General features: G+C 52.4%; 25 protein-coding genes. 22 read left to right on the forward strand and 3 right to left on the reverse strand.

Annotated elements, in window-relative coordinates; translation table 11 throughout:
* Positions 1 to 285: 285 nt before the first annotated feature.
* The 19 genes from GmarT_RS29690 to GmarT_RS04270 all read left to right on the forward strand — a co-directional run bounded on the left by GmarT_RS29690 (position 286) and on the right by GmarT_RS04270 (position 12,839).
* Complete coding sequence (locus tag GmarT_RS29690) at positions 286 to 732, forward strand: macro domain-containing protein (RefSeq protein ID WP_198139386.1); 447 nt, start codon at positions 286 to 288, stop codon at positions 730 to 732.
* An 18-nt stretch (positions 733 to 750) separates the two neighbouring features.
* The gene (locus tag GmarT_RS29695; RefSeq protein WP_223123520.1) at positions 751 to 933 is read left to right on the forward strand and encodes a hypothetical protein; all 183 of its coding nucleotides are present in this window, start codon (positions 751 to 753) and stop codon (positions 931 to 933) included.
* A 244-nt stretch (positions 934 to 1,177) separates the two neighbouring features.
* Positions 1,178 to 1,684, forward strand: coding sequence for a DUF5662 family protein (locus tag GmarT_RS04195; RefSeq protein WP_002644166.1), 507 nt, complete (start codon positions 1,178 to 1,180; stop codon positions 1,682 to 1,684).
* The gene (locus tag GmarT_RS04200; RefSeq protein ID WP_002644165.1) at positions 1,681 to 2,115 is read left to right on the forward strand and encodes a hypothetical protein; all 435 of its coding nucleotides are present in this window, start codon (positions 1,681 to 1,683) and stop codon (positions 2,113 to 2,115) included. The genes GmarT_RS04195 and GmarT_RS04200 overlap by 4 nt, the downstream gene beginning before the upstream one ends.
* Before the next feature lie 29 nt (positions 2,116 to 2,144).
* On the forward strand, positions 2,145 to 2,765 hold the full coding sequence (locus GmarT_RS04205) for an ankyrin repeat domain-containing protein (protein WP_002644164.1): 621 nt from the start codon (positions 2,145 to 2,147) through the stop codon (positions 2,763 to 2,765).
* Between the two features lie 132 nt (positions 2,766 to 2,897).
* The gene (locus GmarT_RS04210; RefSeq protein WP_002644163.1) at positions 2,898 to 3,380 is read left to right on the forward strand and encodes a CYTH domain-containing protein; all 483 of its coding nucleotides are present in this window, start codon (positions 2,898 to 2,900) and stop codon (positions 3,378 to 3,380) included.
* A gap of 87 nt (positions 3,381 to 3,467) precedes the next feature.
* On the forward strand, positions 3,468 to 4,151 hold the full coding sequence (locus GmarT_RS04215) for a class I SAM-dependent methyltransferase (RefSeq protein ID WP_002644162.1): 684 nt from the start codon (positions 3,468 to 3,470) through the stop codon (positions 4,149 to 4,151).
* A 46-nt stretch (positions 4,152 to 4,197) separates the two neighbouring features.
* Entirely contained in the window at positions 4,198 to 4,863 is a 666-nt protein-coding gene (locus tag GmarT_RS04220; protein ID WP_002644161.1) for a dual specificity protein phosphatase family protein, read from the forward strand.
* A gap of 127 nt (positions 4,864 to 4,990) precedes the next feature.
* Positions 4,991 to 5,707, forward strand: coding sequence for a DUF4261 domain-containing protein (locus tag GmarT_RS04225; protein WP_002644160.1), 717 nt, complete (start codon positions 4,991 to 4,993; stop codon positions 5,705 to 5,707).
* 44 nt (positions 5,708 to 5,751) lie between these two features.
* Positions 5,752 to 7,119 (forward strand): DHA2 family efflux MFS transporter permease subunit, encoded by a 1,368-nt coding sequence (locus GmarT_RS04230; protein WP_002644159.1) that lies wholly within the window; start codon positions 5,752 to 5,754, stop codon positions 7,117 to 7,119.
* Between the two features lie 3 nt (positions 7,120 to 7,122).
* Complete coding sequence (locus tag GmarT_RS04235) at positions 7,123 to 7,860, forward strand: carbon-nitrogen hydrolase family protein (protein WP_002644158.1); 738 nt, start codon at positions 7,123 to 7,125, stop codon at positions 7,858 to 7,860.
* Between the two features lie 181 nt (positions 7,861 to 8,041).
* Entirely contained in the window at positions 8,042 to 8,518 is a 477-nt protein-coding gene (locus tag GmarT_RS04240; protein ID WP_002644157.1) for an RDD family protein, read from the forward strand.
* Positions 8,519 to 8,590: 72 nt separating this feature from the next.
* Complete coding sequence (locus tag GmarT_RS04245) at positions 8,591 to 8,989, forward strand: hypothetical protein (protein ID WP_149302440.1); 399 nt, start codon at positions 8,591 to 8,593, stop codon at positions 8,987 to 8,989.
* Between the two features lie 104 nt (positions 8,990 to 9,093).
* Positions 9,094 to 9,912 (forward strand): DUF2314 domain-containing protein, encoded by an 819-nt coding sequence (locus tag GmarT_RS04250; RefSeq protein WP_002644155.1) that lies wholly within the window; start codon positions 9,094 to 9,096, stop codon positions 9,910 to 9,912.
* A gap of 114 nt (positions 9,913 to 10,026) precedes the next feature.
* Positions 10,027 to 10,455 carry a hypothetical protein gene (locus GmarT_RS04255; RefSeq protein WP_002644154.1) on the forward strand — a complete coding sequence of 143 codons (429 nt, stop codon included), beginning with the start codon at positions 10,027 to 10,029 and terminating at the stop codon, positions 10,453 to 10,455.
* Positions 10,456 to 10,497: 42 nt separating this feature from the next.
* Complete coding sequence (locus GmarT_RS04260) at positions 10,498 to 10,956, forward strand: NUDIX hydrolase (protein WP_002644153.1); 459 nt, start codon at positions 10,498 to 10,500, stop codon at positions 10,954 to 10,956.
* A 25-nt stretch (positions 10,957 to 10,981) separates the two neighbouring features.
* A complete protein-coding gene (locus GmarT_RS04265; RefSeq protein WP_002644152.1) occupies positions 10,982 to 11,425 on the forward strand; it encodes an NUDIX hydrolase in 444 nt (147 codons plus the stop codon).
* 32 nt (positions 11,426 to 11,457) lie between these two features.
* A complete protein-coding gene (locus GmarT_RS29375) occupies positions 11,458 to 11,616 on the forward strand; it encodes a hypothetical protein (protein ID WP_155367929.1) in 159 nt (52 codons plus the stop codon).
* Between the two features lie 425 nt (positions 11,617 to 12,041).
* The gene (locus GmarT_RS04270; protein ID WP_002644149.1) at positions 12,042 to 12,839 is read left to right on the forward strand and encodes a phytanoyl-CoA dioxygenase family protein; all 798 of its coding nucleotides are present in this window, start codon (positions 12,042 to 12,044) and stop codon (positions 12,837 to 12,839) included.
* Positions 12,840 to 13,066: 227 nt separating this feature from the next.
* Here the strand turns inward: GmarT_RS04270 and GmarT_RS04275 are convergent, their stop codons facing one another.
* Complete coding sequence (locus GmarT_RS04275) at positions 13,067 to 15,532, reverse strand: MMPL family transporter (protein WP_044236326.1); 2,466 nt, start codon at positions 15,530 to 15,532, stop codon at positions 13,067 to 13,069.
* A gap of 346 nt (positions 15,533 to 15,878) precedes the next feature.
* Between GmarT_RS04275 and GmarT_RS04280 the strand changes: the two genes are divergently transcribed.
* Positions 15,879 to 17,093 carry a C45 family autoproteolytic acyltransferase/hydrolase gene (locus GmarT_RS04280; RefSeq protein WP_044236384.1) on the forward strand — a complete coding sequence of 405 codons (1,215 nt, stop codon included), beginning with the start codon at positions 15,879 to 15,881 and terminating at the stop codon, positions 17,091 to 17,093.
* A 3-nt stretch (positions 17,094 to 17,096) separates the two neighbouring features.
* Here GmarT_RS04280 and GmarT_RS04285 read toward each other — a convergent pair whose 3' ends face one another.
* Complete coding sequence (locus GmarT_RS04285) at positions 17,097 to 17,975, reverse strand: NAD(P)H-hydrate dehydratase (protein WP_044236324.1); 879 nt, start codon at positions 17,973 to 17,975, stop codon at positions 17,097 to 17,099.
* Between the two features lie 414 nt (positions 17,976 to 18,389).
* Here GmarT_RS04285 and glgP point away from each other — a divergent pair, with 414 nt between their 5' ends.
* Both glgP and GmarT_RS04295 read left to right on the forward strand, forming a co-directional pair.
* Positions 18,390 to 20,543, forward strand: coding sequence for an alpha-glucan family phosphorylase (gene glgP / locus GmarT_RS04290; RefSeq protein ID WP_044236382.1), 2,154 nt, complete (start codon positions 18,390 to 18,392; stop codon positions 20,541 to 20,543).
* 294 nt (positions 20,544 to 20,837) lie between these two features.
* Positions 20,838 to 21,710 (forward strand): sugar transferase, encoded by an 873-nt coding sequence (locus GmarT_RS04295; RefSeq protein ID WP_230682371.1) that lies wholly within the window; start codon positions 20,838 to 20,840, stop codon positions 21,708 to 21,710.
* Between the two features lie 104 nt (positions 21,711 to 21,814).
* Here the strand turns inward: GmarT_RS04295 and GmarT_RS04300 are convergent, their stop codons facing one another.
* Positions 21,815 to 23,104: a Gfo/Idh/MocA family protein gene (locus tag GmarT_RS04300; protein ID WP_002644143.1), complete on the reverse strand. Its 1,290-nt coding sequence runs from the start codon at positions 23,102 to 23,104 to the stop codon at positions 21,815 to 21,817.
* Positions 23,105 to 23,129 lie beyond the last annotated feature (25 nt).

Genomic DNA, 23,129 nt, shown 5'->3' on the forward strand with positions numbered 1-23,129 from the left:
CGCAATTATGAGTATTATCGTCCTTTATTGTCAACCTTATGAAGTGGATTGTCAATAGTAAGGTTGTGTGTTTCATTGTGATGTGTACAGGTATGTGTTTTTGTGGTTCCGATATATATAAATAGCAATGTATTTGCCCAAATAGGATGATGTCAGGTCAATTATGGACTACAAAAAACTTTCATTGTAGGTTGATTGAACCTGAAACGTCCTGCTGGTGTCAGCTCTGAATTGTCACAAACGGTTTTTCAGATCAGAGCTGACCCATTGAAACGGACCGTCGCCATGTCCCCCGTTCCTTTACAGAAAAAACTTCGGCTGCAAATCCAACTAACTGCCATCGATGAGCGGCTCTACCAGGCCTGGCAGCGGTGGTGTGGCGATCTGTCATTTGTGAAAGTGCACCATGGTTCGATCTTTGATGCGCCTGCGGATGCAATTGTGAGTCCAGCGAACAGTTTTGGATTCATGGATGGCGGCATTGATCGGCTCTACCTGGAACGCTTCGGGTTATCAATACAGGATCGGGTTCAAAACCAGATCAGAGAAAATCATGGAGGCGAACTCCTGGTCGGCGCAGCGACGATGGTTGAGATCGAAGATTCGGAATTCCCGTTTCTGATCGCAGCGCCCACGATGCGGGTACCCATGCCGGTAGAGTCGTCGATCAATGCCTTCCTCGCGGCCCGTGCAATTTTCCTGTTGATTCGCGATGGTGTCATTCCCTGCTGACAGTATGCGGGTCAGCCGGTGCGCGAGTATGTGAACAGCATCACGGTCCCCGGCCTGGCAACCGGCGTGGGGCGTATGTCCTCCGTGCAATGCGCAAAGCAGGTACGGGCTGCAATTGAGGATGTGGTGTTGGATCGATTTCAGTTTCCTGCAAGTACTTCACAAATCCGAAAACGGCACGATCGGTTACTGGGGAAGTGAGGAAAATATTTTTCTGGTGAATCTGAATGCCTGCTTGTGTCGTCTTCTGTTAATTTACTCCGTGAATTCTATTCTCAGTTTCCTGATCGCTGCGCTCGGCCCGAATTGCATTCGGGTCCACCCATTTTTTACCTCTTCGTGTATGCTGGATGTGAGTCAGCCAGTATTATTGTAGTCGAACGAGAACAGAATCAAATAATACTGACAGAGTGAGGTAAGCACATTGCAGGAACCAACGCCGGAAATGATAGCGTTTTATGAACGCCGCACGCAGGCTCATATTGAGCGTGTTCGCAGCTGTCTGAATTTGCTGGCCGCTGAGTCCGAGTGTGGGGCGGAACTCCTGGAACGGGCGGAGGTGCATGATGCGTCCAAGTATGGTCCTGAAGAACGGGTGCCTTATATCTGGTTGACGGAATTTCATCGCTGTCGCTGGCGGAAAATTTCCTTTCAATATCCGCCGGGCATGGAAGAACGGGTACAGTCTGCGATCAGGCATCATGTTACCAGCAATCGCCATCATCCTGAGTTTCATAACGATCCCAATGAGATGACCGACATCGATCTGATCGAGATGGTCTGTGACTGGACGGCAATGTCACTGGAATTCAACCAGGATGAAGGCAGCTCTCGGGGCTGGGCCGAGAGAACCATCGGACATCGCCTTCCGCTTAATGACGAGAAGGCGCGGTTTGTGTTTGCAGTGATCGAGCAGTTGGACCGGTTGCGGTCAGGGGAGGAAGCAAATTGAGCGAGAAACCGGATTTTTGTATCAAAGAATTTCGACCTGGTGTCTGGCAACATGATGTTGTCATCCAGTGGTTAGAAGGGATCGAAGCCGGGTTAGCTTTCAATCTGGCAAAGGTAGCAACGTTCACCGCAGAGACGCGCAGGTCCATTGTGGCAGAGTCCATTGAATTGGCATGTCTTTGCCAGAATATTGAAAATATCCTGATAGGCCGATACCTGTTGCTTTCACTGCCGACTGAAGTCATTGATGAATTATTGAAGAAGACCGCCAGTGAACTGATCGACTGGACCGACGATTATGAATATCATCGGATTCTGGAAGTCGCGGACGCATTGGGAACGCCTTATTTTGAATGGGCTATTGAGCGCGGGCGGGAGAGTGCTGACATTGATGTGCGCGAGACGGCACAGGAATGGGGCAAGGATATCTGATTCCATATATGAGAAAAGATTGAGGTTCAATGGCAAAGAATTTATTGTATGCAGCCGGTCATGGAAGTCTGAAGGAAGTTAAACGATTTCTGGAGAAGGGGATTGCCGTCGATACCCTGTTTGACTCTGGGATGACTGCATTGTCAAACGCGGCGTTCGCAGGGCATCTGGAAGTCGTCGAGTATCTGTTGTCTGTGGGCGCTGATCCGAATTGTGCCAGCGAAATGGGCGTGACTCCTTTGACAGCTGCGACCCGGAACTGGCGTGTGAATGTGATTCCCTGTCTGATCAAGGCGGGGGCGAACCTTCATCACCGCACAGAACAGGGGCATACCAGTGTGATGATCGCTGCGAACTGGGCGACACTGGAGACGCTGCAGCTTCTGGTTGAGGCCGGCGCTGATGTCTTGGATCAAAGTCCAGAGGGATACACGACGTTGATGCTGGCTGCGCTCCATAATGATCGCAGCCAGGAACGGCTGGAATATCTGCTGGAGCGGGGCGTTGACATGAACGCCGTCACAAAAGAGGGCGCAAGTGCCTACAGCTACGCGAATGAAAAAGGACATCACGAATTGCGGGATTTTCTGGTCAGCCGGGGAGCGTTAGAAAATGACTACATCTCCCCCTGGCGCCGCAAAAAGACTTGAAAGCCCCGGAGCGTACCTGACGAATTTCAGAAACAGGGAAACAAGATACTGGTAGTTTCGGTATCCTGACTTCGGTTGCAAAATCGGGGTGCATGCTGCATGATGAGTAAACCGCCAGCGGATCAAGAGCCTATGACGAGCCAGCCTAAATACAGTCTACTGGAGATTGAACGTCGCTGGCTGGCAGAGGAGCGGCTGCTGCCGGATCTGGCATCGTTACCCGTGCGGATAATCACTGACAAGTATCTGGATTCGGGGCGTTTGCGGCTGAGAAAGATCGAAGGGGCAGATGCAGTTCAATTCAAACTGTGTAAGAAGTACGGAAAGTGCAGCGAGTTCTCTGAGCCGATTACGAACCTGTATCTCACGCCAGAAGAGTATGAGCTGCTGTCGGTACTGCCGGGCAGGATGCTGGTACGCCAGCGGTTTACATATCTCTTTCAAAACGTTCCCTTCAGTATCAATGTCATCGTCGGAAATGCGGCTCCTGTGATTGTGGAGCGGGAGTTTGCCAGTGAGGCAGAAGCGGGTATGTGTGACCCGCCCCCGTTTTGTACTGAGGAAGTCAGTGGTCGAGCGGAATATGAGGCCATTATGTTGGCTGAAAACGTGTGAGTTTGAGAACGAACAAATGGTGGGTGTTTGTGTCTCAAGTTCAGATGGAACGAGCTCTGAATAATTAGGTAAACCGGCGAACCAACAATGGCATTTACTCTGGATAACGTTGTCCCCTGGGGGCGGTCGTTCGAAGAATATCAGGCGATGTTTGACCTCACGAATGCCGATCTGGATTTGCGGATTCTGGGCTGCGGGGATGGGCCGGCCTGCTTCAATGCGGAGTTGACTAGGCGGGGCGGACGCGTGGTGTCCGTTGATCCTCTGTATTACTTTTCCGCCGCAGAGATCAGTCAGCGGATTGACACGACCTTCGAAACCGTCATGGAGCAGACGCGGCGGAATCAGAGTGAATTCGTCTGGGAACAGATTCGCTCGCCGGACGAACTGGCAGAGATCCGCAGCGCGGCGATGCAGGAGTTTCTGACCGACTATGCTGCAGGAAAACGGAAAGGCCGCTATCGGACCGCCAGCCTGCCGACGCTGCCGTTCGACGACGGTGCATTCGACATTGCGGTCTGTTCGCATTTTCTGTTTCTCTACAGTGCGCACTTTTCGGCGGAATTTCATGTTGCGTCGATCAGGGAACTGTGTCGTGTGGCGCGGGAAGTCCGTATTTTCCCCCTGCTCGAACTGGGGACAATCAGATCACGGCATCGGGAACCGGTGATGGCAGAACTTTCTGCAGCGGGGTATGATGTGCAGATCAGACGTGTGCCTTACGAATTTCAGAAACAGGGAAACGAGATGCTGGTGGTTTCGGTTTCCTGATATCGGAAATCCCAGCCGAACGTTTTTCTGTTTTAAGTTGCTGTTTATGAAAATGGGCTTCCTGTTACTGTTGATAGCGTTTCTACTGGTGCTGACTGCCTGGTTGCACCAGGACTGGTGGTGGCTGCTGCTCTGGCCCGCCTTCAGCTTCGTGCTGGTTTCGGCGGGATATTTTGGTCTGGGGCCGCGTATCTTCAATAAGTCGGAAGAGGGACTGGTTCCGTTTTTCAATCAGTGTCTGCTGTTGCCTTACCTGCTGTATCTGAATGGGATCTGGCACTTGTCGCGGCTGTTGCGAATAGAACCTCCGCTCCACCAGTTGACCGAGAATCTCTATATCAGTCGGCGTTTGTTGTCCCGCGAGCTGCCGGCGGAGATCGTACATGTCATTGATCTGACGTGCGAGATGAGTGAACCACTTGAACTGCGTTCACGCGGTTATCACTGTTTTCCGGTACTGGATCGGGCGGCTCCTTCGGTCGATACATTGTGTGGCTGGATCGAACAGACTGCGGTACTGGAGGGGCCACTGTTGATTCACTGCGCGGAAGGACATGGGCGGACTGGCTTGTTTACGGCAGCGCTGCTTCTGTATACCGGACAGGCAGCGAGCAGGGAAGAAGCACTGCGCTTTATTCAGAGTCAACGACCACTGGTGCGATTGAGTCGAGAGCAAAAACAAATCTTAGAAGATTTTTCGAATGGGCATTGAGTGGTAACCTGTTACTGGTTGCAAAATGAAATGGCATGCTGCATGATGAGTAAACCGCCAGCGGATCAAGAGCCTATGACGAGTGTCGGCTCGATGCATTTCAGTTGCTCTATCAGAAAGTCGCACCGTGGAAGTAGTTGTCGGTATCCCTCTTGTTCTGGACAGTTATGAGGCGTTTCGCGATCAGGTGCTGTCGGTCGCGCGCGACCGGTTTCTGTTCGCCGGGCAGATTCTCATGTCGACGGAAAACAGTGCCGCGGTGAAGTGTGAGCTGTATGAAGCAGATCCCAACATGACGCTGGCGTTTGAGCTGGGCGGGCAGGGGACGATTTCTGAGAATGATCTCGCTGCGATTGCCGGTCATCGCTCGGTGATGTATCTGATCACGGATCGCACCGGTTTGACCGAACTACATCAGTTACACACCTTCATTGATGTGACACTGGAGTGTGGCGGACTGGGTGTGAAGTTTGAAAATTCGGGCGTCGCACACAGCCTTGGTTCCTGGCAGCAGAAGAGATTCTGTGAAAACAACCTGGACCTGTTGCAGTCGCATGTGATGCTGGCCGGCGATGAACACTGTTTCTACAGCACGGGTATGCATATCTTTGGTCTGCCTGACGCGACGGTGCCTGCGACAATCGAAAATCAGGCCGCGGCGCGACTGTTGACTGAGTTCAATCATTACCGCATTTTTGAAGCGGCGCAGATCAAAGATGGTCAGACCTTCTCGCTTGCAGCAGATGAACCTCACTTCCGCCTGCATCTGAAAGAGGACGAAATCAATGCGGGGCAGGAATGTTTCGTCAACCCGTATGGACGATTCCTGCTCGAACCGCTGTAGATTGAAAACATATTTGATACCTGCTGACTGAACTCATGACTGAAATGGAACTGAAGCCACCCCCGATACCAGCCCACACCTGGAAAATTGCTGCGGTGACAGGGGCGGGCGCTTTTATGGCGATGCTGGATTCGACCGTGGCGAATCTGGCGATCGAGTCGATACGCTCTGATCTGGAATCCACGCTGACACTCGTGCAATGGGTGGCCACCGGCTATCTGTGTGCCCTGGCTGTCTCACTACCGACGGTGGGCTGGCTGGGGAAACGGTTTGGCTATGGACGAACATGGGCCGGCAGTCTGTTCGCTTTCGTCATTACTTCCGCGCTTTGCGCCCTGGCGCCGGGACCGTTGTCACTAATCGTTGCCCGGGTGTTACAGGGGCTGGCAGGAGGCATTATGGTTCCCACCGGTCAGGCGATTATCGGTGCGACAGCAGGAAAAAAGGAACTGGGACGCATCATGGGGCTGCTGGGTCTGGTGGTTGCATTGGGGCCTGCGATTGGTCCTGCTGTGGGCGGCGTATTACTGGAAGCGGCTTCCTGGCGCTGGCTGTTCTGGATTAATGTGCCATTGGGAATCATCACATTACTGGCGGCGCGGGGACTGGTTCCCGCAGGCGAGATCGATCGTAATCAGTTTCTGGATCGCCGGGGCTTTCTGCTGTTGAGCCTGGGACTGCCTTTGCTGCTGTATGGTACGACTGAGACCGGAGCCTCGGGAGTGACCGTTTATACGCTGGGTGCAATGCTGCTGGGTGTGATTCTGGCGATCGCATTTACGCTGCATGCGCTCCGGAGAAAGAATCCCTTAATCGATCTGCGACTGCTGCGTAACAGAACGTTTTCACTGGCAACATTGACGACGGGATTAACGGGGGCCAATATGTACGGAGCGCTGTTGCTGCTGCCGCTCTATTTTCAAGTGGCTCTGGAGCAGAGTATTTCACAGACCGGATTCTGGCTGTTAATTATGGGGCTGGCCAGTGCCTTGGCACTCCCGTTTGGAGGAACGCTGACAGACCGGTACGGGGCAGGCCGGATTTCTTTAGCGGGTGCATTATTGCTGTTGCTCTCCAGTCTGCCGTTTCTGTATTCTGAAATCCTGTCGACTTCGGTTCTGTTTCTGGCGCTGGCCATGCGGGGTGCGGGAATTGCGTTAGCGCAGATGCCCGCGATGACGGCTGCGTACACGGCAGTGACAGCAGAACAGATGGGAGACGCGGCGACACTGGTGAATATTACACAACGGATTGGCGGTGCCGTGGGGGCGATCTGTATTGTCATTTTGCTGCAACAGATGGTGGACTGGACCGATCTGAGCCCGCATGTCTGGGCCAGTGGCGTGTTGACACTTGTTTCTGTGCTTGTGGTGATCACAGCTTCACAATTGAAATCTCAATCTGGTGGGTAAACTATGAAAAACAAAATCACAGTCGCCGCCTGTCAGTTGTTTGATGTGCAGGATGATCTGGAGCAGTCGCTGGCAAAGATCAAAGAGTATGCAACACAGGCCAGTGAGCAGGGTGCGGCGCTGGTCTGCTTTCCCGAATCGTATCTGCAGGGTTACACGACAAAGGAAATACTCGCGCGAGAGCGGGCGCTGGATATTTCTTCCGACAGGTTTACGGATATTTTGAAACGACTGGAGTCGCTGCAGCCGACGCTGGTGATTGGTTTTATTGAGAAAGCAGGCACGCAATTGTTTATTTCCGCGGCGGTTGTCAGGCAGGGAACGCTGCTGGGCTGTTACCGCAAGACCAGGCTGGCGCCCGGGGAACGATTGTTCGATCCGGGGACCGAGACGCCGACGTTTGAAGTTGAGGGGCTGCGGTTTGGTGTGAATATCTGTTATGAGCTGAATCTTCCCGAGTGTGCAGCAACGATTGCCTCTCAGCAGGCACAGCTGATGGTCTGCCCCTGTTATAATATGCTGCACCCGGAGAATGCCGAATGGTGGAAGCATCGCCACAATACAATTCGCGCCGAACGAACGCGGGAAACCGGACTCTGGCTGCTCTCCGCGGATGTAACGGGGAGTCGCGACGGACAGATCGCTTATGGCCCGACCGCGCTGATTGACCCCGATGGAACCGTGGTGGCGCAAGTCCCCTTAATGGAAGAAGGGTTACTCCTGCAGGAAATTACGTTTTAGAGGAGACAACTCTCAGGAGCTTTCTGGCGCTTCACGGACTGCGGTCTTCAACGGAAATGGTTGAATAAGTCCAGATTCGAGTTGAACTTACGGCCCGCGTCCGGGTATTCTCATTAAAGAAGAACAACTCAAACCGACAGCGATAAACCATCGGGGATCGCAGAGCAGGGAGTCAGCAGGGATGAAGTATGCAGGGTTCTGGGTCCGGACGATCGCGTATGTGATTGATATCGTCCCGATCAGTATTATCGTGGTGACAGTCTTTTATCTCTATGCAGATTTTGGAGAAACGTGGACGACCTATCGCGCGGACCGTACGAACGTGGATGCGCGGGTGCAGTTCATGGCCGAACGAAACTGGATCCGGGAAATTTCGTTTGGCGTGTGGCTCGTGTATTGTGCGTTGATGGAAGGTTCCTCTGTTCAGGGGACGCTGGGCAAACGGCTGATGGGGATTCGCGTAGTGGACCGGCTGGGAAACCGGATTTCGTTTGGTTGTTCGGTCATCCGAAACCTGTCGAAGATTACTTCCTATCTGCCATTTCTGATGGGCTTTTTCTGGATCGCCGGTTCACGGCAGAAGCACGGCTGGCATGACATGCTGGCGAAGACAGATGTCGTTTACAGGGAATCCCGGCTGCATGAATATTTTAAATGATGTTGTGTTGAGCTGGTTTGTGGAAGTGTTGGTAGTTTGACTTCAGTGAGCACTCACTTAACTGGAGGATTGATGATGAGACACTATGAAACAGCAGACTCGATTCGCGAGATGATCGCTTATTTCCTGCCTTTCTGTGATGACAAAATCACGCTGCAGATATTGCTCAGGATGAGTGAGTGCCTGGAGCCCTGGGATGAAGCAGATGCGCTGTATGAGCGGATCAGACAGAAAACGGTGATCGCCCGTAAACAGAATGCGAGCCGCGCGCTGGCACAATATGCGTTCGAAGAGAGCTGTGCGAAAACGCTTTATAACATGTCGAAACCAGCTTCGCCTTACTACAGTGATGCGCCGTTCTGGGTGATCCCGCTGGGCTTCCGCCTGGCTTGTGCACTGGAACTTCCGGATCCCTGTGCGTTCAGTTCGCTGCTGGATGATGACTCGGATCAGCGCTTTCGCTTCATGTGAACGGTGATAGTTGTCTCTGCCAATTTACGTATCCCATGTGTGTTTTTTAAAAGGCATTTGTAGTAGTTCAGTCAATTGAGTTAGTTTGCGGGGAGAGTAAGGCGATGAGTGAAGAGGAAAATATTGTTTTGTATCAAAGCGATGATCCTGACATGGTGAAAGCCAGCCAGCAGGCGCGGAAAACATTTAAGTATTTCTGGCGGGAGTTGTCCTGGGAATGTCGTCGGATCATCCCCGGTCTGGATTTTGCTGCTGTCAAAGTGGCCTTTCACGATCCGGACGTGGCCCCTGGCGACCCGGATACCGAGCATATGTGGGTGAACGGCATTGACTGTAATGGCAGAGAGATTATGGGAACGCTCAACAATGACCCGGAGTGGCTGACCAATGTGAAAGACGGGGATCAGATCTGTGAGCCGATGTCTGCAATCTCGGACTGGATCTTTGCCGTTCGGGGGAGAGCGTATGGCGGATATACCGTAAACCTGATTCGTTCGCGGATGTCTTCCAGCCAGCAACGCGCGCACGATCAGGCCTGGGGCATGGACTTTGGCGATCCGGACGAGATTGAAGTCGTCTATGTACCCACGGAACCGGTGGGATTTCTGGGACGACTGTTCGGGAAGAAACCCGTGATTGATCCGGAAGTGCGCAAGCAGAATATGCTGGAACATCCGATGTGTATTAACATGGGTGAGTCGCTGGAAGCAGCGTTGCAGGAATCTAGAGAAATGGTGACAGACACAGATGAAGAGGGCTGGACGATGCTGCACCGCGATGCACTGGCCGGCAATGCGACAGTCGTCAAAATCCTGTTGGAGCATGGAGCCGATCCGACCTTGAAAACACCGGAGGGCGACACGCCTTATGATCTGGCCAGACGCTTTGGTTGGAAACATGTGATGAAACTACTGGCGAATTGAAAGTGACAGGGATGACTGCTGCAAGATTCCGCCAGGAGAAGGTGATTCACTATCATAGCTGGGGGATTAAAAAAGAGACGGTTTGGATGAACGTACAGAGTCGGAGAAGTGGAAATGATTGCAGAAGCAAAAATAAGATTTAAGGGAAGGGCATTTCACTCAAGTGAATGGCATGAGCTACTGAGAGTTACTGGTTTTCGAGTGGTATCTAGTGGTTTGGATAAAATTATTTATACATCTGGTGGAAGTTATTTAGTTGCCAAACAAATTGGGTTTGTCAGATATGAGGAGGAAGAGGCATTTGATTGTGTTGTCGAGTTGAGACAGTCAAAAGTCTGGGAAGGATTTATCAAATTTTATGCAACATTATTAGCTGCGTTTGCCGTCCCTCAGGAAGTCGTTATTACGTTAGATGAAAATGATTTCACCGAACAAAGTTTGTTGAAACAGTATGCTGAAAAGAAAATACTGCAGTTATTTCCTGAAGAAGATTTAATTGACAATAGGGTTTACAGAGAAGGCGATGGAGTTCAATTTCTATAATGGAACTCAATAATCCTGATTCAACTGGGATATGATTATAAGATGACAGACATCTGCATCGATTTGAATGAGTACCGTGTGAATCTGCGTGTGGCGGCGATTGTGCGGCGGGGGGATGATGTGCTGTTGTGCCGTCCGCCTGGGCATGACTGGTGGTTTCTGCCGGGCGGGCGGATTAAGGTCAACGAAGATTCGCTGACCGCGGTGCGGCGGGAACTGACCGAAGAGATCGGGCCGGGCTTTGAAGTGCGGAAACCGACGGCGATCGTAGAGAACTTCTTCAATCTGGACGACCGGCGGTTTCACGAGATCTGCACGGTTTACGAAGTCACCTGGCACGGGACTGCGATCGCGGCAACGGTCGAGGATGTGCAGGAAGTGTTCGGCTGGTTTTCACTGGCGGAATTGAGGGACGTGGTGCTCAAGCCGGATTTGATCAAACAGCGGATATTCAATCCTCGTGCGGATCTGGAGCTGATTGTGAATCGGGACAACGGATGAGTTTTCTCTGGCAAAGCAGGTTCGCATGACCTATCGCAATCGCGTGTTTCTCTACATTACGAACGAGGATCATCTGCTGGTGTTTGACCACGTTGATTTTCCGGAGGCAGGAACGCAGATCCCCGGCGGGACGATTGAGCCGGGAGAGATTCCGGAAGACGCGGCACTGCGGGAAGCACGCGAAGAAACGGGGCTGAATGGTTTTTCGAGTCCAGTCCTGATTGCCCGCCAGAAAATGGATCTGGAACCGTTCGGAAAACAGGAAATCATTGATGCCTGGTTTTACCATCTGCAATATGAGGGAGAACGGAAAGCACGCTGGCGACATGCAGAGCAGACGCCCGGTGATGGGAGTGCACAGCCGATTCTGTTTGAATTGTATTGGGTTCCACTTCACGGGGAGGTATCCTTAAATGGTGCCGACGGGATGTATCTGGAGCAGGTGTGTGAGCGGATGAAATGTGAGTGATCGTCATTCGATCCGTATTCAACGGAGGCGTTATGCAACATTCGTACTTAAAACCGATTTCGTGGCGAACCGGGCTATTGCTACTGCTGTTGACCCTGGTGGTTCCGGTAATTCTCTGGCTGCTGTTCGAGGCAACTCTGCCGTTCCTGATTGCTTTTCTGACTGTTCCCGTGATTCTGATGGCGGTCTAGCGTGATCCCGGTTTTCTCATCGGGGGCATATTTTTCTGGGGCACGCAGATTCTGTGGGAGCAGCTGAGCATGCAGCCGGGGCAGGTCGATAATATGTTGTCGGGGCTGGTAATTACCCTGGGCTGGGTGCCTTATGTAATATTTTACGGGCCGATTTTTCTGTTCATCAAATCGAATGATCGCTATCGCGAGAGGTGGGGCGGGACCAGCTCTGCCGTTATTTCTGATCGCTTGGATTGAGTTTGTGTTTTCAGATCAGTGGCTTAGAGCCTGCAGACAGGAGACAGGAACAGATCAGGAAGATTACACAATTTCACTACTTTAATTTTCAGAAGCGGAATTGTATGATATCGGAGTCTGCCGGAGCGAGGCCTGTTTTTGAGCTTCGTTGTCGGCGTGTGTCTTTATGATCAGAGTTGAGAACTATGTCATCATCATCAGAGTCCCTGACCCGGGAGCGGCTGTCTGCGGAAGAAGTTGAGAAATTCGAGCAGGACGGCTACCTGATTTTACGTAATCTCTGTCCCGAATCCTTGCGGCAGGAAATGCTGGCAGCGACAAAGGATGGACTGTCACGGGTGGTGGAGCCGGTCGAGTATGAAGCCGACGTGGAATATCCCGGTTCTCCCAGTTCGCGGAATGTGGCCGGCGGCGAAACCGTGCGGCGGCTGCTACAGTCGCACAGTCGCGGGATGAGCTTCACCCAACTGGTGAGTCATCCGGCGCTGGTGAATCGGCTGTCGCAGTTACTGGGGCCCGATTATGTAATGCCGCTGGCACATCATAACTGCATCATGACCAAGCAGCCGGAATTCAGCAGCGACACGATGTGGCATCAGGATATCCGCTTCTGGTCGTTTGAGCGGAGAGAGCTGATCAGCGTCTGGGTGGCGCTGGGCGAAGAGAACACAGACAATGGCTGCCTGAAAGTCATTCCGGGCACGCATCGCATGACTTTTGAACCGCATCGACTGGACGAACGGATCTTCCTGCGACCCGATCTGCCGGAAAACCAGGAGTTGATTGAAACCAGTGTGTCTGCAGAACTGCATCCGGGGGACATCCTGTTGTTCCACTGCCGCACGTTTCATGCGGCGACCCGCAATTTTACCGACCAGGCCAAGTTCTCTGTGGTCTTCACGTTCCGACCTGCGGACAATCCCCCGATCAGTGGAACGCGTTCGGCCAGTCTGCCGGAACTGGTGATTCATTCGAATCCGTAGTTCACGCCTTTGACTTTTCCTGTTACCTGGGTCGGCCCGAGTAGATTTCGGGCCGAGCGGAGCGAGCAGGAGGTTGTGGTGTGATCGTGCGAGTTGAGGGTGCGTCTACCGTGGGATCAGGTTGATCGTATGAGGTGCGTTCCTGACGAGCCCACGCGTATCCTGCGACCTCCTGTTGTCTGCGACAACCTCGAATTGGATTCGAGGCCACCCGCTGTGATCGCAAATCATTTTGCGTGGCTTGAATCGAGTTCAGGTTGGGGTTTGGTGTCGAGGAACTGGGCGGCACCGAGATATTTTCCCCAGGAGCCGAAGTAGCCGCGATAGAGCATGATCAGGTAGGCGGGTACGATGATGGGGCGAATGATGAAGGTATCGAGCAGTACGCCGAACGCCAGGGCAAAGCCGAGTTGCTGCATGCCGACCAGGGTCCCTGCCATCAGTGAGGAAAAGGTGCCCGCCATGATAATCCCGCAACTGGAGATGATGCCGCCCGTACTTTTGAGGGCTGAGATCACGCCGTCGACGGGATCTTTGGTTTTCTGTTCTTCATCGATACGGGTAATCAGGTAGATGTTATAGTCTTCGCCGACGGCAATCAGAATGGTGAAGAGGAACATCGGCACTTTCCAGTCGAGGCCGGTAAAGTTGTGTGGATCCAGGGCCCAGAAGACGGTAAAGGTCACTCCGAGTGTCACGAGGTAGCTGAAGAAGACACTCAGGATCAGGTAAGCTGAGATAGCCGGTCGGCGGAGCAGGATCACCAGAATGATAAATACGCTGCCGAGTACCAGGATATCGATGCGAGCCTGATCCTGATCGGTTACGGATTTCAGGTCGCTGATGCTGGCGGTAGCGCCGATGTAATAAAGTTTCGTGTCGGTACGCAGATTTGCGGGCAGTGATTTACTGACTGCTTTTTTAACCCGCTCCAGTTGCATCATACTGTCATGTGAGAAGGGATCTTTTTCGAGGATCAGATCCATGCGGGTGACATGATTTTCCAGTTCGGGCTCGGAGCTGACGTAGTAGTTCTTAATGACTTTAATGCGGCTGATAGCGCGTAATTTTGCCAGGCCGCGCAGGTCTCTGGCTTTTTCCATTTCATCCGCGGCACCAATACCAAATGGTTTGGTCATATTGCGGATATCGGCGATGCCCAGTTCCTCTTTATTTTTTAAGAGGTCAGCGGTCAGTTTTTCGATGGCCTCGCGACCTTTGGAATCGGAAAAATTGACGTCGGGATTTTCAAACAGCAGCGTCAGCGGCCCTGTTGCGCCCGCCGGGTAATGGCCCTGGACGGCTTTGGTGCCAACCACGCTGGGGTCTTCGCTGGGAAGTTCAGATAAGAGTCCATAACTTAAATTTCCATAACAGGCCAGGCTGATCAGGACGAATGGAAAAAGGACCAGGAAAGTAGAAAGCCAGATTTTTCCGGGTTTTTTGAGTAACGCCAGCGAGACCGATTCCCAGAGCGAACCGGCCCAGTTGCGTTGCATCAGGCGTGCCATGACACTGGACGGGGTGAGCCAGCCGGCGGAAATCGCGACGCGTTCATTGAATGACTGCGGCCAGTAGGCGAAGCGGCCCGCCAGGCAGAGCAGCGCGGGTGAAAGTGTGAGGGAAGCAATCAGAACGAAGAACAGGCTGAGTGCCATAGCGATGCCGGCCTGCTGGAACTTGCCGAATTCTGCGAAGACCATCATCCCGATACCACACATTGTGGTCCCGGCACTGGCAGCCAGGGCAGCGCCGACGGTGGCAATGGAATTGGAAATGGCTTCTTTGAAGGTACATTCCTTATCCAGTTCCTCTCTGTGCCGGGCGATCAGGAACAGGCAGTAGTCGACTCCCGCACCATAAAGAATGACCGTTACGTAGATTTCTATGCCGGAGAACAGGCCTACCCAGCCCCAGGATCCCAGAATTGCCAGGACGGAGAGTGCGATTTTGACCGAGACGAAGACCGTGAACAGCGGGATTAACGCGAGGATGGGAGCGCGGTAAATGATGATCAGCAGCAGGATCACCAGGAGTACCGTCCAGAGTTCGGTAGCTTCGGCGCTCTGGTTCGCAGCCCGAATCATATCGCGGCCGACAGTGGCGATGCCGCTGAGGGTGATATCGAGGCCGGGCTCAATCGATTTTTTGAATTCGTCTTTTTTAAGGAGATTCTCAATGCTCTCAACGGTTTTCGCATTACTCTGATCCAGAAATTCCGTGGAGAGTTCTACGATGACCAGTGAGGCTTTGTTGTCTTCACTCTGCAGCAGATCGCCGATGGATTTATCGGTATAGGTTCGAATGCGCGAAATGTTCGACTTATTTGATTCTATACCGTGCTCTTTACTCTCGGTGGCATAGCCTCCCTGTTCTTCCACAATGTCTTCAAGCTGTGGTTTGAGAGTGTCTTCGATAAATTTAAGGTCTTGCGGACGAAGTCCCTGGTCGCCGTGTTCACGCCGAACAACGATGACAATGCTGCTTGCCAGCAGATCATCGGGGAAGGCGCGTTTGAACAGTTTCTCGCCTTGCAGACTGGGAGAGTCAGCGGGGAGAAATGCGAACTCGCCATTCATGACCACCGAAGACCATTCCGGCGCGACGTAAGAAATCCCTGCTACTGCTACAACCCAGCATACAAGAATGATTTGCCAGTAACGGACTACAGTGTTGCCTAAAACTCGAAACATAGAGATTGCTAACAAAGAGCGAATGGAGAGACGTAAAATACAATCTGGGAAGACACTAAACAGTTTCAAGAGCAGTTCTTTGAAACCGGATCCATCGGTGTGAGGTATCTACAGTAACTTCAGGTCTCCGCGCCGTCAATCTTCACACATTACAGTGACTGAATGCAAGTCTAAGGGGCTTGTAATTGCAAGGTGAGGCTGAAAAGTGTGTTTATGTTCATTTTTAATGAGCCTTGATCAAATTAATTTTGTATCTCACATGAGATTTGTCATAATGTGTCTCTGACTGGAAAACATTCCCTGTCTCCGGTTCCCAATCGTTCTGATGATTGAAAAGGATCTTCGTATGTTTCGTAGCCCTCGCCGTTTCTCTGTTTTGTGTTTTTTGCTTCTGCTGACGCTGGTCTGTCTAAGTCCGGTCGTTGCGTCGGCCCAGACGATCGCCCGTTGTGGCGAAGGCTGGCTGGAAAAGATCGACGGTTATTATGTGTTGCATTTGAAGGGAACTCATTACGAGATGGGTTATCAGCAGGGAGTCTTACTGAAAGAAGACGTTCGCAAGAACATGTACAACCTGCTCAATGAAAAAGGGGAGACTACCCTGGTCGACCTGGGTCCGGTGAAACTGAAACCCCGACAGGCGATTGAAACGGTAGTTCAAATTCAGAAACCTTACACACCTCAGAAATATGTAGACGAGATGCAGGGCCTGGCAGCCGGTGCCGGGATCGCTTATGAAGATGTGAGAGCGACGAACTTCATTCCGGAGATGTTTCACTGCAGCGGTTTTTCGATTGCCAATTCTGCGACGAAAGACGGAACCCTGTATCATGGTCGCGTGCTGGACTATGCCTGTGACTGGGGTCTGCAGGATCATGCGGTGCTGGTCGTTGCGGAACCGAAAGGGGGAATTCCGTTTGTCAATGTCTCCTACGCCGGTTTCATTGGCTCTGTGACCGGTATGAATATGCAGTCTGTTTCGATAGGCGAAATGGGAGGCCGGGGGCTGGGACACTGGTCGGGAGTGCCGATGGCGTTTCTGGTCCGCGAAGTCCTGGAGACAGCGAAAGATCTGGATGAAGCGATCGCCGTGTTTCGCGATAACTATCGCACGTGCGAATATTATTATGTGATTGCGGATGGCAAAACAAATCGTTCTGTAGGCATGGCGACCAGTTGGGAGAAGATGGAACTGATTCAACCAGGCGAATCGCATCCCCTGCTGCCGAACCCGGTGAAAGATGCCGCATTGCTGTCAGCCGGCGATCGTTACCAGGAACTGTCCAAACGGGTCAAGCAGGGCTATGGCGAATTCACGGCTGAGTCGGCGATCGAACTGATGAGCCGCCCGGTCGCGATGAAGTCCAATCTGCACAATGTGTTGTTCGAGCCTAAATCGACAAAGCTCTGGGTCGCGAATGCGAGTTCCGACGGGAAGCCGGCTGCGAATCAGAAGTATTACGGTTTTCAGTTATCAGAACTGTTAAAACGCAAACCCGATTTGAATGCCCCCGTTTATCCGATGCCAACTGGCCAGGCTGTTTCTCAGAAAACAGAATAGACATCAGATATTCGTTTCATTTTGCCGTTGCAGCCAGGCATCAGGCAGGTAGTCGATCAGATCCGAGGCGATGAGCGCGGGTTGTGAGAGATCCTCTGCTGCCAGATCTCCGGCGAGCCCATGCAGGTGCGCTGCCAGTTGTGCGGCGGCAAAAGCAGGCATGCCCTGACCACACAATGCGGTCAACAGACCGGTGAGGACATCACCTGTGCCACCGGTTGACATGCCGCTGTTGCCCGTTGTGTTGACGGTGATGCGGGAGCCATCCGTAATGACTGTGTCTGCTCCTTTCAGGAGTAATACGACCTGTTGCTGTTGTGCGTATTCGCACGCGTGTGTTTCTCGATCTTCACTGATTTCGGAGATACTTTTTCCCGTGAGCCGTGCGAACTCACCGGGGTGGGGTGTAAACAGGCGGGGTCCCGCGGCAGCAGGCAGATGCTGGTTCGATGCTGCAATCACGTTTAAAGCATCCGCGTCGATGATTAAAGGCTGTTTGAGCTCTGCATAAAGTTTCCAGATCAGCATCTGCACCCAGGGAAGTTTCCCGAGTCCGGGACCAATCGCGATGGCTGCGAAGTCGTCAATCTGACCCAGCAGAAACTTTGCTGACGGGCCCGTCAAGTGACCTGACGGTTCGACGTGCAGCGGCAGGGTAAGGTAACAGGGATTCACGGCAGCGACGATGGATTGAATTTCATGGGGAACGGCTAGAAAAACGAGTCCGGCGCCACCCCTGAGGGCGCCCATTCCTGAGAGAGAGGCAGCGCCGCTCATCCCCGCACTGCCGGCAATCACCAGAACTTTTCCAAACGTTCCTTTATGTGAATCCACAGGTCGTTGAGGCAGTGGAGGCAGGTCTGAAATACGTTGAAGATTCATGATAAAAAATTCTTTCAAATTGCTTGGACTTCACTAAAATGTGAAACGATTCTACAGACATGAGATGGTGTGCAGAAATTCCCGTGTTTGTATTTCACCGGGATGGGGCTGTGAATCCAAACGAGTTCACGAAAGTTAGTCTGGGGCAAATAAGTTGACTGGTAAAATGCTTCTTGTCTGTAAGTTCAATTTATCCTGTTGAAAGTTTGACTGGGAAGACTCCCACTTATCTACGAGTTCATTATACTTTAAAAGCCTGAATTTGAATCGGTTCTTTCATTGGGGGGACTCATTTCTTCGCTGCTTCGCGATCAGTCAGGCAAAGCAATCAAGAGTGACATCAGTATCACCCTCAGTCAGGTGCTGAGGAATGACCGAACGATAAACAACTGCAATGGATTGGATGGATCTTTAATGGCTAAGAAAAAAACTGTTTATGAGAAACTTTGTGAACTGGCCAGTAACCTCTGGTGGAGCTGGCAGCCTGATGTCACACAAATATTTCATCTGATTGATCCTGATAAATGGTCTGAACTGAATCATAACCCGGTTCTGCTGCTGAAAGAATACTCGCCGGAACAACTGGATGATAAATTAAGCAGCCTGAGCCTGCACTCCCGTGTGAACGTGGCTTATCGTCGCTGGCTGGAATACATGGATCGCTCTGATACCTGGGGGTCGACTAACGCGACCATTCTGGGGCATCGCTGTGCCGCCTATTTCTCGGCGGAATTCGGGATTCACGAATCGTTGCATATTTATTCCGGCGGCCTGGGTGTTCTGGCGGGTGACCATCTGAAAAGTTCTTCGGACCTGGGATTACCTCTGGTTGCCATCGGTCTATTTTACGGGGAAGGTTATTTCTCACAGCACATCGATAAAGCCGGCTGGCAGCAGGAATCGTATACGGAAGCCAAGACCGAGAATCTGCCGATCATTCCCGCTTACACACCCGAGGGCAAGCCGGTGATGATTTCGGTTACGACCCGCTCAGGTGAAATTTTTGCCAAGGTCTGGCGGATCAACGTGGGACGCGTGCCTTTGTATCTGCTGGACACGGATGTACCGGAAAACAGCCAGGAAGACCGGAATCTGACCGCACGTCTGTATGGTGGCGATCAGCGAACCCGCATCCGCCAGGAAATCATGCTGGGGATCGGTGGTGTCAAGGCGCTGGAAGCGATTGGCATTGAACCGAGCGTGATTCACATGAATGAAGGTCACTCGGCATTCGCGCCCCTGGAACGCGTGCGGAACCGGATGCACGAAGACGGCTTCTCGTTCGATGACGCATTGCGTGAAGTGGCAGCATCCTGTGTGTTTACGACCCACACTCCCGTGCCTGCCGGCCACGACCGTTTTGACGCGGGTCTCTTGGAAGAACACGTGGGGCCACTGGGCGACCAGTTGGGTCTGGATCATCATGCTTTAATGGGACTGGGCCGGGTTGACCCCCAGAATGAAGGGGAAACCTTCTGCATGACCGTGCTGGCGTTCAAGCTGAGCCGACTGGCCAATGCGGTCTCCAGCCTGCATGGTGTGGTGAGTCGCCGGATGTGGGCCTCGCTCTGGCCGTGGCGGAGTGAGGAAGAAATTCCCATCGGTCACATCACTAACGGCGTGCATATGCCAACCTGGCTGGCGGCACCGATGCGTGTGATTTATGACCGCGTGCTGCCGACCAAATGGTACTATAAAACCGGCCAGGCCGATGTCTGGGCGGGCATTGAAGAGATCACGCCCGGTGATTTGTGGGAAACGCATCAGGCACTCAAAAATCGCCTGATTCATTTCTCACGGGATCTGCTGGTAAAACAGGCCCAGCGTCGTGGCAATTCGGATGCTGAAATCGGCCATTTGAAAACGGCATTGAATCCGGATGCGCTGCTGATTGGTTTTGCTCGTCGGTTTGCACCCTACAAACGGGCGGATCTGGTCATGAAGGATATGGAAACGTTCCTGAAGATCATTGAAGACTCGGATCGACCGGTGCAGTTCATTTTTGCCGGGAAAGCACATCCCGCGGATGAACGGGGTAAGCAGATCATCCAGCGGATTTTCAAATTGACCCAGGAACCACCGTTCCGAGGCAAGATTGTGCTTCTGGAAGATTACGACATCAACCTTGGTCGGCATCTGGTACAGGGTGTCGATGTCTGGTTGAATAATCCCCGCCGTCCCCTGGAAGCCTCCGGGACCAGTGGTCAGAAGGTGGTATTGAATGGTGGCTTGAATTGTTCCATTCTGGATGGCTGGTGGGCGGAAGCCTTCGATGGCAGCAACGGGTTTGCCATTGGCGAAGGACGGACCCATGTCAACCAGGAAATTCAGGATGACCGTGACGGTCTGAACCTGATGAAGGTCCTGAAAGAAGAAGTGATTCCCCTGTATTACGACCGGAACTACGACGATCTGCCTCTGGAGTGGATTGCCCGCATGAAAAACGGAATTCGCACATTGGGCTGGCGGTTTAACGCGGACCGGATGGTCATGGATTATGCCGAAAAGATGTATCTGCCCGCCGCTGGTGGATTGTCCAGCCAGATCAAAGGGGACTCTTCCCTGTAGACTCTGATCACTGCTGGATCAATACTGACAATCGATACGACGGTTACAGGAAACAGATTCGTTCTGATTCCTGTAACCGTTTTTGTTTGTACAGCCTGTATCGGAGTGACAGTGACTCGGCTGACTTGTAACGATCTGACTGACTTATCAAAACATGGGCGTCAATTTCAAGCTAGCTTTGCAGTGTAAGTACTTATAAAAGCAGCCCCTGTATCGCCGACGCTTCAGACTCTGCCTCTCGTCTGACGATCCGGGGCAATTCTGATTACACAAAAATGGATGAAAGCGTTTGTCATGAGTTCAGTGATCGCAGGTAAAACCAGTCAGACAGGTAAAGCCCTGATACCACCCGGAGAGTTGTCCGACCTGGTGAAAGGATACATGGATGTCGAGCTGTGGCGTTCGACTGGCTGGCTGACGCGACTGCATCTGGACGAACCACGGGTGGATGTTCGCAATCTGACCGAACGCACGCGGCTGCTGAAACGGCTGATGGATATCGCCGTTTCTTTTACGATGCTGGTACTGCTCGCGCCGTTACTGCTGTTCCTGGTTGTGCTGGTAAAACTTACCTCGCCCGGCCCGGCAATTTTCAAACAGACGCGCGTGGGCTTGAACCTGAGAAATCAGTCGAAGAATGACCGTCGTCAGGCGCAGGTGGATTTAGCCGAACTGGAATTACAGGCCGATCGTCGTCAACCTGGTTCTGACCGTCGTGATGAATCGGGTTATGGAATGCCGTTCACTCTGTATAAATTCCGGACGATGACTGTGGACGCAGAAAAAAATGGTGCGCAATTCGCCGTCCAGGGAGACCCCCGGGTGACGAAGCTGGGACGCTTCATGCGGAAAACACGGCTGGACGAACTACCTCAGCTCTGGAATGTTCTCAAAGGTGAAATGACATTAGTTGGCCCGCGTCCTGAACGACCGGAGTTCATCGAAGGCTTGAGCAAAGAGATTCCCAATTATATCAACCGCCTGGGATTGAAGCCCGGGTTGACAGGTGTCGCACAGATTGTGAACGGTTACGACAACAATGTCGAAAGCTTCCGCCGCAAAGTTTCGCTGGACCTGATGTACCTGCAGAACTGCTGTATCTGGAACGACATTAAAATTCTGTTCAGAACCATTCGCGTGATACTGACTGGCAGTGGTGCGTTATAAGTTCTGCTGCAGGATTGATGCGATCTTCACCTCATAAGAAAAAACGCCCTGCTTCCAGGGCGTTTGTGTTCTCGTTCCTCAGTTCCGGGCCACAAAGTTGTGACTCAGGAACTGCTTTCAGGAAAGTGGCTTAATTCCAGAGTATTCGCGGGAGCCATCTTTTCGTTTTCGGTATCCCAGCCCATCATCTGTCCGCTGCGCCAGGACTCGTTTGCCATGTTGACTGCGACAACACCTGCCAGTCCCAGTTCCGTCGGACAGTTCAACGCTTCACCGTTTCGAAGATGGTTATGCAGGTTTGTGTGGTGCAGTTTGGTATCTTCTGCGCCCGACTTCTTATGCTCGGCCAGTACTTTGCCGTCTTTGTCTTTGGCGACCCAGCCTTCGCGGGTGAAGTAGAGTGTGCCTCGATAACCGCGAATCAGATGATCGATGCCGACGCGGTTGCTCATGGTTCCCAGAACATAAACCGTCATGCCGCGGGGATACTCGCAGATCATTTCGAAGTTGTCAGGCAGATTCCGTCCGTCATTCCACTGCCAGATCCCACCCATGCCGACAACGCGTCGGGGATAAAGCAGGTTGCAGGCTTTCATGATGCGGGTAATACGATGGATGAAGAGGTCGGTGCAGATGCCTCCCGAGTATTGTGAATAGTTTCGCCATTCAAAATAGTGATGCGGGTTCCAGTCGACTTTCGGAGCATGACCGAGCCAGGCATTCCAGTCGAGGTCAGCTGGTTTCGCTTCATCATCTTTCAGGCCGGGACGACGCCAGGGCCCCTGTTCTCCGTAGCGACGGACGTATTCGATCTGGGCCTGTACGACCTGGCCGAGTACGCCTTCTTCAATGGCTTTGGCGGCGGAGGAATACGAATCATCGGACATGCCCTGCACACCTACCTGGATCGGGAGCTTTGTCTCTTTCTGCTTTTTGATGACGGCCTGTGCTTCCGGGATGCTGTGCGTCATCGGTTTTTCACAGTAGACAGCTTTGCCGGCGTCGAGGGCATCGATCGTCATTTGCGCGTGCCAGTGTTCCGGCGTTGCAATGGTCACATAGTCGATGTCCTTGATATCCAGAACCTTCTGGTAATCAGAAAAGGCGTGCTTCGCGCCGGTCTTTGCTTTGCCTTCTTCTGCGCGTGTGGTCCAGCAGTCAGCGACCGCAATTGCTTCGACATTATTCTGTTCACGAATAGCGTTATATGTATTCATGTGGGCGTTGGCCATACCGCCCGCGCCGATAAAGCCGACACGAATCCGGTCGTTGGCGCCAAGAATACTCCCATAACTTTGGGCAGTCCATGCGAGACCGGCGGCAACGGCACTACCGGTCTGCAGGAAACTTCTACGTGTCACTTTTGAAGAAGCCGGTTTCTGATCTGAACTCATCGGTCTTATCCTGTTTCTATCAGGT

The organism is Gimesia maris, assembly GCF_008298035.1.
Lineage (GTDB): Bacteria > Planctomycetota > Planctomycetia > Planctomycetales > Planctomycetaceae > Gimesia > Gimesia maris.